Below are 9629 nucleotides of genomic sequence, written 5' to 3' on the forward strand. Positions count from 1 at the left end.
CGTCATGCGCACCAAGGATCCCGTCGTGCGGACGGATCCCGCAGCCCGACCGCCCGGCACTCCCGCGCCGACCGGGCGGCCGGGTGCCGGGCGCCGTCCGCCGGCCGTCCTGCTGGTTCCGGCCACTGTCGCCGCGGCGTTCGCGCTGCTGCCGCTCGGCTATCTCGCGGTGCGCTCCCTGGAGCGCGGCCCCGGCTTCGCCTGGGATGTCGTCGCCCATGAGCGCACCGCCCAGCTGCTCGGCCGCAGTCTCGGACTCGCCGCCGTCGTTGTGACGGCATGTCTGTTTCTGGGTGTCTCGCTGGCCTGGCTGACCGTGCGGACCTCGCTGCCCGGTGCACGCGCGTGGTCGGTGCTGGTGACCCTGCCGCTGGCCGTGCCCAGTTACGTCGCGGCCTTCGCCTGGCTCTCCGCCTTCCCGGAACTGGCGGGCTTCTCAGGAGCCGCGCTGGCGCTGACACTGGTCAGCTTCCCGTACGTGTACCTGCCGGTCACCGCGGCGCTGCGCGGCACCGATCCGGCGCAGGAAGAAGTGTCCCGCTCGCTCGGCCTCGGGCCGCTGCGGACCTTCCTGCGTGTCACGCTGCCCCAGATCCGTCCTGCGGCGGCGGGAGGCGCGGTGCTGGTCGCGCTGTATGTGCTGTCCGACTTCGGCGCGGTCTCCCTGATGCGCTACGACACCTTCACCCGCGGCATCTACACGTCCTACCGGGCGAGTTTCGACCGCACCCCGGCCGCCGCACTGAGCGTCGTACTGGTGGTGATGACCGTGGCACTGGTCGCCGTCGAGGCACGTACGCGCGGCCGTGCCGGGCACGCCAGGACCGGTACCGGCACGGCACGCCGCGCCGTCCGCACACCGCTGGGGCGATGGCTGTTGCCCGCGCTGGCCTGGTGCGCGACGGTCACGGCCGTCGCCGTGGTCATTCCGCTGGCCACGCTCGGATACTGGCTGGCCGTCGGCAACTCCGCGACCTGGGACCCGGCCGGACTTCTCGACATCGCAGCCACGACGCTCGGCATCGCCGCCGCGGGCGCCGCGCTCACGGCGCTGCTCGCCCTGCCCATCGGGGTGATCGCCGCCCGCCACCGGGGCCGGACCGCGCATCTGCTGGAGCAGTCCGCCTACGCGGGCCACGCCCTGCCGGGTATCACCGTCGCGCTGTCCCTGGTCTTCTTCGCCGTGCGCTACGCCGAACCGCTCTACCAGGAACTCCCGTTGCTCGTCTGCGCGTACGCCGTGCTCTTCCTGCCCGTGGCGGTGGCCGCCACCCGCGCCGCCGTGCTCCAGGCCCCACCTGTCCTGGAGGACGTCGCACGCTCACTCGGCCGCAGCCCGCTGCGCGTGCTGCGTGAGGTCACCGTGCCGCTGGCCGCACCCGGCGTCGCCGCGGGGGCAGCCCTGACCTTCGTGGTCTGCATGAAGGAACTGCCCGCCACCCTGCTGCTGCGCCCCACCGGCATGGACACCCTCGCCACCCGCCTGTGGACGGAGACGGGAAGCGGATCGTTCGCCGCGGCCGCCCCGTATGCCGCAAGCCTGATCCTGCTGGCCGCCGTCCCCTCCTACCTCCTCGGGAGGCACCGCACATGACCGCTCTGCAGATCACCGGAGTGTCCAAGGCCTACGGCCCGGACGCGGCCGTCCTCGACGGCCTCGACCTCACTGTGCCCGGCGGCGCGCTCGCGGCCGTGCTCGGCCCGTCCGGCTGCGGCAAGACCACCCTGCTCCGCATCATCGCGGGCTTCCTGCGTGCCGACTCGGGCACCATCACGGTCGCCGGACGCACGCTGACCGCCCCCGGCCTGAACCTGCCACCAGAGAGCCGCAGCATCGGCATCGTCCCGCAGGAGGGCGCGCTCTTCCCGCACTTGAGCGTCGAGCGCAACGTCGCCTTCGGCCTGTCCGGCACCGATCGCGGCACGCGCCGCAGCCGGACCGAGGAGATGCTCGAACTCGTCGGACTGGGCGGATACGGCAAGCGGATGCCCCACGAACTCTCCGGCGGTCAGCAGCAACGCGTCGCCCTGGCCCGGGCGCTGGCACCACAACCCGCGCTGGTCCTGCTCGACGAGCCGTTCAACGCCCTCGACAGCGCCCTGCGTGCGGGAGTCCGGGCAGACGTCCGCGCCGCCCTGCGCGCCACGGGCGCCACAGCCGTTCTGGTCACCCACGACCAACAGGAAGCCCTCTCGACGGCCGACCTCGTCGCCGTCGTACGGAACGGGAAGGTCGCCCAGTGCGACACGCCCCAGAAGGTCTACCAGCACCCCGTCGACCCCTGGGTGGCGCGCTTCGTCGGCGACGCCGTACTCCTGCCCGCAACCGCCGCCAACGGCACAGCCACCACCGCGCTGGGCCGGCTGCCCCTTTCCCCGCCCGCCGGGGACAGCCGCAGTGGGACCGTTCTCCTGCGACCGGAGCAACTGCAACTGACCGAACCCACCACGGCAGTCCAGGGCACCGTGACCGAGGTGAGCTTCTACGGCCACGACGCCATGGTCACCGTCGACGTCGACGGACTGGCGAGCCCGGTGGACATCCGGGTCGCCGGACCCGTTGCCGTACACCCAGGCCAGCGCACCGGCATCCACGTCACGGGCGAGGCGACCCTGCACTTCTGAGTGCACGGCCCCTCATGGGCGCTGCATGCACACTGGGCGACTTAAGTATGGTGTCCCACCACATGTGCCCGTGACCTGCGCGTTTCTACGGTGTGGCGACACAGCGACATCCCCGTCCCCGCCCGGAAGAGATGACCATGGCCTCGGCATCCGCCCCACCAGCCACCGCCCCCACCTCCCTCAAGCGCATCGTCACCGCGAGCCTCATCGGCACCACCATCGAGTGGTACGACAACTCATCGGATCAGGGCTACGACCTGCGGTTTTACCTCATCGGTGGGCCGAGAGTCAGCACCGAACCAGCACCGGAGCCGGACCGTGCTCACGGGCGATCCGAGAGCCGACCCCACCACCGTCCATGATGACGTGCTTCAAGGCCGAGCAGCTTCACTCGCCGTAGTCGACCGCGTCAGGTCGACCCTTGATCGCCTTACACGGGTGGCGTCGGCCAGGATTCCGGGCGCCGGGCAGCACGTTCGCGCCGTCCATCTCCGGACGCATCCCCCGTCTCGGCGCACCGCTCGCGGGGCGGTCACGAGGACTGTCCCGACGCTTCGGGAGCAGGGGCACCGAACCGCCGCGCGGAATGACGCGCCACACGGCGTCGCAGATCGGCAAGGGGCAGCGCGCCGCCGCTCAGAACGGTCTCGTGGAACGCGCGCACATCGAACCTGGCGCCCTCGCGCTGCTCGGCCGCCGACCGCAGCGCCTGGAATTCGATGTAGCCGGTGCGATAGGCCAACGCCTGACCGGGGAGGTCGGTCGCGTAGCGGAGCAGTTCCGTGGTGATCCGGGCCTCGGACTCCATCGAGTGGGCCCGCAGGTACTCGGTCGCCTGCTCAAGGTTCATCGTCCCGAGGTTGAGACCGGTGTCGACGACCATGCGGGCAGCGGTGAACCGTTCGCCGGCCAGCCGCCCGTACGCGTCCCACGGATCGTCGTACAGGCCCATCTCCCAGCCAAGTCCGGCCGCGTACTCCGCCCAGCCCTCAAGGAATCCGCTGCATCCGGTCAGCTCCCGCCGCAGGTCCGGAAGGGAGGCGTTCTCGGCCTGGCGGGCCAGTTGGAAGTGATGTCCGGGCACGAGCTCGTGATAGATCAGGTTGGCCGCACTCAGCAGGGAGCGGTTCGCCAGGTCCGAGGCGTTGTAGCGGTACCGGCCGACCGGTCGCACCGCAGTGGGCCCGTCGTAGTAGCCGAACGTCATGCGTGGCTCCAGCGCCGGGTCGAGGCGTGCCACGTCGTACGGGGCCCGAGGCAGGGCGGCGAACCAGCGCGGCAGCAGAGGCTCGAGCCGGTTGAGGTGATGACGGTAGCGGGCTTCGACCTCCTCGGGAGTGCGGGCGTACAGGACCGGCTCGGTCTTGAGCCGCGCGTGGAATTCGGTCTCTGACCCGGTGAAACCCATCACCGCACGGATCTCACGCATGCGCTCGGCCAATTCGCGGCAGTGCTCGCGGCCAAGGTCGTGCAGCCGTTCCGGGGACATGTCCGTCGTGGTGTGCGCTCTCACGAAGAACCTGTATGCCTCCTCTCCGCCGTCGTAATGGGCCCATCCCACGCGCTCCGGGGGGTCACCTCGGTAGGCACGGTCATCGACGGCTCCGAGCAGCTGGTCGAACGCCGGTTCAAGTTCCGCAGCGACCAGGCGTGACACCTCGTCCTCCAGACGGCCGTGGTGCGCCCGGTCGAGTGCGACGAGCCGGGCCTCGTCCAGGACGACGGCCGCCACGACCGAGGCTCGCAGCCCCCTCAGTGTGGTGCGTACGCCCTCCAGGGCCCGAGCGGGGATGCGGCAGCCTCGTGCTGCCTGGCCGGCCACCTTTTCGGCAAGGGACCCGACATGACGTGCAAGGCCGTGGACCAGTGAGGCGTAGCGCTCGGCGTCCGCCGGCCCGTCGAGGACGAAGGGGCGGAAGACGGTATCGGCGTAGAGCGACAGGGGCAGCAGCTGGTAGGGCGTCGCGCAGGGCGTCAGCCAGTAGAACCGTGCGGCCCCGATGTCCCGCTCGGCCAGTTCGGTGAGGTAGCCGAGGGTGTCTGCGTCGTCTCCGGAGAGACCGGTGGGGTGCAGCGCCCGGACCTGGTCCAGGATGCCCGTCGCAAAACGGGCGCGGTCCTCGGTCTGAGCCACAGACACGTCCGGCAGCCACTTCACGGGCATGCCGCGCCGGCTCCTGAGGAGGGGGTCGCGCTCCAGCAGGAAGGTCCAGTAGGAGTCGGCGAGGCGGCTCAGTTCCGCGGTGGCTGAAGGGCCGCCGGGATGCCTTTGAGATGTCGTCATGCCGAGAGTCTGGTCATGTGAACGCCATAGCAGACAGCCGAATGTCCGAATGGGGGAACCGTCAGGGCGGTGCATTGGCCCGTGGCAGCTCTCACGGGCACGATGAGGGTCATGCGGCGCATCGTTCCGGTCTTCCGACGGTGGCCGGCCGCGCGAGCGTCGGCCGTCGCGCCGGCGAGCGTCGCCGAGTTCATGGAGGATCCGTCCTGGTGACAGCCGGAGGAACGGAACCGGACACGGTGCCGACCGGGGCGGACGCGGTGGTCGTGGGCGCCGGCGTGATCGGAGCTGCCGTCGCGCTCGAGCTGGCACGCACCGGCCGGAGGGTCGTCGTCGTGGACAAGTCGGGCAGTGCCGGGCACGGATCGACCAGCGCCTCAAGTGCGATCGTCCGCTTCGACTTCTCCACGTGGGACGGCGTTGCCACGGCCTGGGAAGCCGCCCACATCTGGGCCGGCTGGGACACGCACTTGGGCCACGGTGGCCCCGGCGCCCTGGCGAGGTTCCGGCGGACCGGAGCGGTGCTGCTCGACTCCCCCATGTCCCGCACCTCGACCGTCGTCGACTTGTTCGACCGGATCGGTGTGCCGTACGAGCGATGGGACGCTGCGACGCTGCGGAGCCGCATCCCGGGCATCGACCCGGGCCGGTACTGGCCCCCGAAGCCGGTGCACGACGAGGCATTCTTCGCCGAACCCCGCGGCGAACTGGGTGCCTTGTTCACGCCCGACGCCGGATTCGTCGACGATCCCCAACTGGCCACACAGAACCTTGCCGACGCGGCGGCCGGACTGGGCGCACGCTTCCTTTTCCATCGCACCGTCGTCGGTGTCGACCGGCGCGCGGGGCGGGTGTCCGCCGTCCGCCTCGCCGACGGCAGCCGGATCACGACCCCGGTCGTGGTCAACGCCGCCGGTCCGTGGTCGGGCCGCTTCAACCGTATGGCAGGAGTCGGCGGCGACTTCACCGTCGGCGTGCGTCCACTGCGCCAGGAGGTCCATCAGGTCGCCTCACCCGGTGGCTCCGGCTACGGCTCCGGCTGCGCCTCCGACGAAGCCCTCGGCCCGGTGATCGCCGACCCGGACCTCGGCATCTACATGCGTCCGGCAGCAGGAAGAAACGTCCTTGTCGGCGGCACCGAACCCGAATGCGACCCACTGGGCTGGATCGTCGATCCGGACGTGGCCAGCCCCTATCCCACGCCCAGCTCCTTCGAGGCCCAAGTGACCAGAGCGGCACGCCGGTTCCCTCTGATGACGGTCCCGAACCGGCCCACCGGCATCGCCGGCGTCTACGACGTCGCCGACGACTGGACCCCCATTTACGACCGTTCCGATCTGGACGGCTTCTATGTGGCCATGGGTACCAGCGGCAACCAGTTCAAGAACGCTCCCCTGGTGGGCCGGTTTCTCGCGACTCTTGTGGACCGCGTCGAGGCCGGACACGACCACGACCGTGAGCCGTTGCGCTGCCGGGGCTCACACACCGGTCACATCGTCAACCTGGGATCGTTCCGGCGCAAACGTCCCTTCGACGGAGCTTCTTGCCACACAGTGATGGGGTGATGTCTGCTCCCTCGGAGACCGGCTCACGGCGATGAGCGGTGCTCGAGCCGCACCGGGTGTGGCGAAAGGAGTCCCACGACGTCTGCGACCACGGACGCCTCTTCGGAGGCGAGGTAGAAGTGGTCGCCTGGGAACGTCCTCCACGCGAATCCGCCCGGTGGGGCGAGGACGGCCCAGCTGTGTACGTCCTCGACACAGACGCCCGGGTCGGACTCTCCGGCATAGGCCGTGATCGGTACGCGGACGGCCGTGGGCCTGGACGGACGGTAGTTCTCCAGCATGCGGAAGTCGGCGCGCAGCGCGGGCAGCAGCAGCTCGCGCAGTTCCGGGATGTCGTAGGCCTCCGATCCGTACTCGCCGAGCCGACGGACCTCGGCGATGAGCGTCGCGTCGTCGCAGTGCGAGAGCAGCCGGCGCCGTGCCCGGTGTGGTGATGCGTGCGCGGAGACGAAGAGACGCTCCACAGCGGTCCCGCGTGCCTGGAGCCGCAGGGCGACCTCGTACGCGGCGGAAGCGCCCATGCTGTGCCCGAAGAGAGCGAGCGGCCTGTCGTCGTAGGCCCGGAGGGCGTCGGCTACCGCGGTGGCGAGCGCGGCCATGTCCGTCATGCACGGCTCGACGAGCCGATCATGGCGGCCCGGATAACGGACGGCGAGCAGTTCGATGTCCGGCGGCAGGTGGGCGGGCCAGCCGTGGAAGAGGTGGGTGGTCCCGCCGGCGTGCGGGAAGCAGACGAGCCGCAGCCGCGGCTCGTCCTCCCGCCGGTGGACGCGGAACCACTCCCCCGGGACGGCCGCCGTACGGACCGGCCCGCCAGTCGCGTGGATGGACGTCATGGTGACGGTTCTCCTGCTAGCTGCAGCCGCTGAGCTGCTTGGCGTTGAGCATGGACAGGAACATGGGCAGCTTCTCCACGGCCTTCTTGGCCACGTATGCCACCTGCACGGTGCCGTGCCGATGGTTCTTGACGACGAGCTTGTACTCGCCGTCCTCGAAGACGAGCTCTGCGCTGTACAGCACGGTTTCCATGGGTTCTTCCAGGGGGAGCGGGTGTCGAGGGGGGCTCATGCGGAGGGCCGGGAAACGGCCTCGTCCAGCCAGGTGGTCCAGGCCTGCGCGGCTGACTCCTCGTCGACACCACCGGAGAAGATGTGGTGTCCCGCCCAGATGGGCCAGTTCCAGGTGCTGCCGTTGAAGAACCGGTAGAGGGCGTCGCTGGTGCGCAGGCCGAGGAAGTCGGCGGTCAGGTAGTCGACCACCGCGCTCTGCGGCCCGCCGAGGACGTCGTCGAGGCGGATCTTCACACTGTCACCGACGGCGACGCCGTCGGGCAGCCCGAGGTGGCGGCGCAGGGAATCGAAGTCGCCCGGGTCGGAGGTCGGTTCGGGCCGGGAGGCACGGACATAGGCGGCCGTGCGGCCGGCGAAGTGGGTCAGGTACTCGGCGAGGCTGTGCTGGTAGAAGTCCACGTGCTTCTCGGCCGCGTCGGACTTGTTGTCCCAGTTGGAGTCGGGGACGCCCTCGTGCACCCAGTGGATGCTCATCCGCAGGTGGGACCTGTCGCCACCGTCCCGTTCGCCGACGAGGTAGGTGAGCGTGTTGGAGAAGCCGGTGTCGTCGGAATAGCGGCAGACGAACCGGTGCGGCGGCTCCCAGGCGAGCACCGTGGATGGCCCCCGGGACACGGTCCCGCCGACGCGGGATTCCACGTCCATGGGGTACAGCCAGCCCACGTTGCCGTCGCGGGTCGCGACGGCCTTCCAGACCTGCTCGGGGGCGGCGGGCAAGTCCTGTTCGCGTTCTACCTTGAATTCCGTGGCCATGGACGAATGTCTCCTTCTCGGAAAAGGGGTCGGGAGTCAGTAGGTGAGGGGAAGTGCCCGTAGTCGGCGCTGCAACGGGTTGGTGTGCCAGGCGAGCGGCGTGCTGTCGTCCAGGCACAGTCCCGGCAACCGGCGCAGGACTGTGCCGATGGCGATCTCGGCCTGGAGGCGCGCCAGTGGGGCGCCCAGGCAGAAGTGGGGGCCGTTGCCGAAACTCAGATGCCGGTTGCCGGGCCGCACGAGGTCGAGCCGGTCCGGGTCGGCGAACCGGTCGGGGTCCCGGTTGGCCGAGGCGAGGACCAGGTACACCAGGTCACCCGTACCGAGTGTGCGGCCGCCGACGGTGACGTCCTGCGCGACGACCCTGACGATCGACTGCGTGGGCGTGTCGTAGCGCACCAGTTCCTCGACGGCCTGCCGGATCAGTTCCGGCCGGTCGCGCAGCAGGGCGAGCTGTTCGGGGTACCGCAGCAGGGCCAGTGTCCCGTTGCCGATCAGGTGGGTGCTGGTCTCGTCACCTGCGGTGATGAGCATGAAACAGGTGGACAGCAGTTCCTCGTCGGTGAGGTGGTCGCCGCACGCCTGCCGCGCCACGAGTGCACTGATGAGGTCGTCGCCGGGGGTGGCCCGCCGCTGCCGGACGAGCCCCATCAGGTAGTCCTCGAACTGGTCCACCGCGGCTTCCGCCTGCTCGATGTCCTCGCCGAGCAGTCCCAGCCGTTGGAACCACAAGGTGACCCGCCCCCGGTCGGCTTCGGGAATGCCGAACAGTTCGCAGGTGACCGTGTGAGGCAGGGGCGCGGCGACAGCCTCGATGAGGTCCGTCGACCGGCCGTCGGCCACGGCGCGGTCGAGCAGGCCGTCGACGATCTGCTGGATCCGCTCCCTCAGGCCCTCGACGCGGCGCGCGGTGAATGCCTTGTTCACCAGCTTGCGCAGCCGGGCGTGGTCGGGCGGGTCGGTGTTGGTCATCACACGTCCCAGCCGCGCGGTCAGCCTGCTCAGGTCACGGAGCCGGCCGTCGCGGGCGGTCAGCGAACGCGTCATCCGTTCACGGTCGTTGGACAGCCGCAGGTCCCCGAGTGCCGTCTCCACCTCCGCGTGACGCGTGAGATACCAGATGCCCTGCGGGCTGCGGTGCACCGGGCACTCCCGGCGCATGCGGGCGTAGAGCGGATAGGGGTCCTGAAGGAACTCCGGGGTGCGCATCGCCGCCGTGATGTCGGGTACTGCCACAGTGCCCTGCGCCGCAGCGGCGCCGGGGGCCGCCGGGGCCCGGTCCGCTGCGCGCGGTACGGCCTCGGCGGCGTCGGTGGTGGTGCTCACTGGTCT

The 9629-nt window shown here is 70.3% G+C and carries 8 protein-coding genes; 3 read left to right on the top strand and 5 right to left on the bottom strand.

Features of this window, described 5'->3' with window-relative positions:
- Positions 1-4: 4 nt before the first annotated feature.
- Positions 5-1594, top strand: a complete 1590-nt coding sequence (locus OOK40_RS30410; protein ID WP_266487935.1) for an iron ABC transporter permease — start codon at positions 5-7, stop codon at positions 1592-1594.
- Positions 1591-2625 carry an ABC transporter ATP-binding protein gene (locus tag OOK40_RS30415; RefSeq protein WP_266487937.1) on the top strand — a complete coding sequence of 345 codons (1035 nt, stop codon included), beginning with the start codon at positions 1591-1593 and terminating at the stop codon, positions 2623-2625. Before OOK40_RS30410 ends, OOK40_RS30415 begins: the two co-directional genes overlap by 4 nt.
- Positions 2626-3157: 532 nt before the next feature.
- On the opposite strand, the gene OOK40_RS30420 is transcribed toward OOK40_RS30415, so the two are convergent.
- A complete protein-coding gene (locus OOK40_RS30420) occupies positions 3158-4909 on the bottom strand; it encodes a DUF885 family protein (RefSeq protein WP_266487938.1) in 1752 nt (583 codons plus the stop codon).
- A gap of 209 nt (positions 4910-5118) precedes the next feature.
- Here OOK40_RS30420 and OOK40_RS30425 point away from each other — a divergent pair, with 209 nt between their 5' ends.
- Positions 5119-6474 carry an FAD-binding oxidoreductase gene (locus OOK40_RS30425; protein ID WP_266487941.1) on the top strand — a complete coding sequence of 452 codons (1356 nt, stop codon included), beginning with the start codon at positions 5119-5121 and terminating at the stop codon, positions 6472-6474.
- A 23-nt stretch (positions 6475-6497) separates the two neighbouring features.
- Here the strand turns inward: OOK40_RS30425 and OOK40_RS30430 are convergent, their stop codons facing one another.
- Genes OOK40_RS30430 through OOK40_RS30445 form a run of 4 tightly spaced genes read right to left on the bottom strand, consistent with a single transcriptional unit; the run spans position 6498 to position 9623 of the window.
- Positions 6498-7310, bottom strand: coding sequence for a thioesterase II family protein (locus OOK40_RS30430; protein ID WP_266487942.1), 813 nt, complete (start codon positions 7308-7310; stop codon positions 6498-6500).
- A gap of 16 nt (positions 7311-7326) precedes the next feature.
- A complete protein-coding gene (locus tag OOK40_RS30435; protein WP_266487943.1) occupies positions 7327-7503 on the bottom strand; it encodes a hypothetical protein in 177 nt (58 codons plus the stop codon).
- 35 nt (positions 7504-7538) lie between these two features.
- Complete coding sequence (locus OOK40_RS30440) at positions 7539-8297, bottom strand: SRPBCC domain-containing protein (RefSeq protein WP_266487944.1); 759 nt, start codon at positions 8295-8297, stop codon at positions 7539-7541.
- 36 nt (positions 8298-8333) lie between these two features.
- Complete coding sequence (locus tag OOK40_RS30445) at positions 8334-9623, bottom strand: cytochrome P450 (protein ID WP_266487945.1); 1290 nt, start codon at positions 9621-9623, stop codon at positions 8334-8336.
- Positions 9624-9629: the final 6 nt, after the last annotated feature.

This window comes from Streptomyces sp. NBC_01481, from assembly GCF_026339995.1.
Lineage (GTDB): Bacteria > Actinomycetota > Actinomycetes > Streptomycetales > Streptomycetaceae > Streptomyces.

What these genes read in the sequence shown, in the direction of transcription:
- OOK40_RS30415 (WP_266487937.1), top strand. Translation starts at nt 1,591, where the DNA reads ATGACCGCTCTGCAGATCACCGGAGTGTCCAAGGCCTACGGCCCGGAC.
- OOK40_RS30440 (WP_266487944.1), bottom strand. Translation starts at nt 8,297, where the DNA reads ATGGCCACGGAATTCAAGGTAGAACGCGAACAGGACTTGCCCGCCGCC.
- OOK40_RS30430 (WP_266487942.1), bottom strand. Translation starts at nt 7,310, where the DNA reads ATGACGTCCATCCACGCGACTGGCGGGCCGGTCCGTACGGCGGCCGTC.
- OOK40_RS30410 (WP_266487935.1), top strand. Translation starts at nt 5, where the DNA reads ATGCGCACCAAGGATCCCGTCGTGCGGACGGATCCCGCAGCCCGACCG.
- OOK40_RS30420 (WP_266487938.1), bottom strand. Translation starts at nt 4,909, where the DNA reads ATGACGACATCTCAAAGGCATCCCGGCGGCCCTTCAGCCACCGCGGAA.
- OOK40_RS30435 (WP_266487943.1), bottom strand. Translation starts at nt 7,503, where the DNA reads ATGGAAACCGTGCTGTACAGCGCAGAGCTCGTCTTCGAGGACGGCGAG.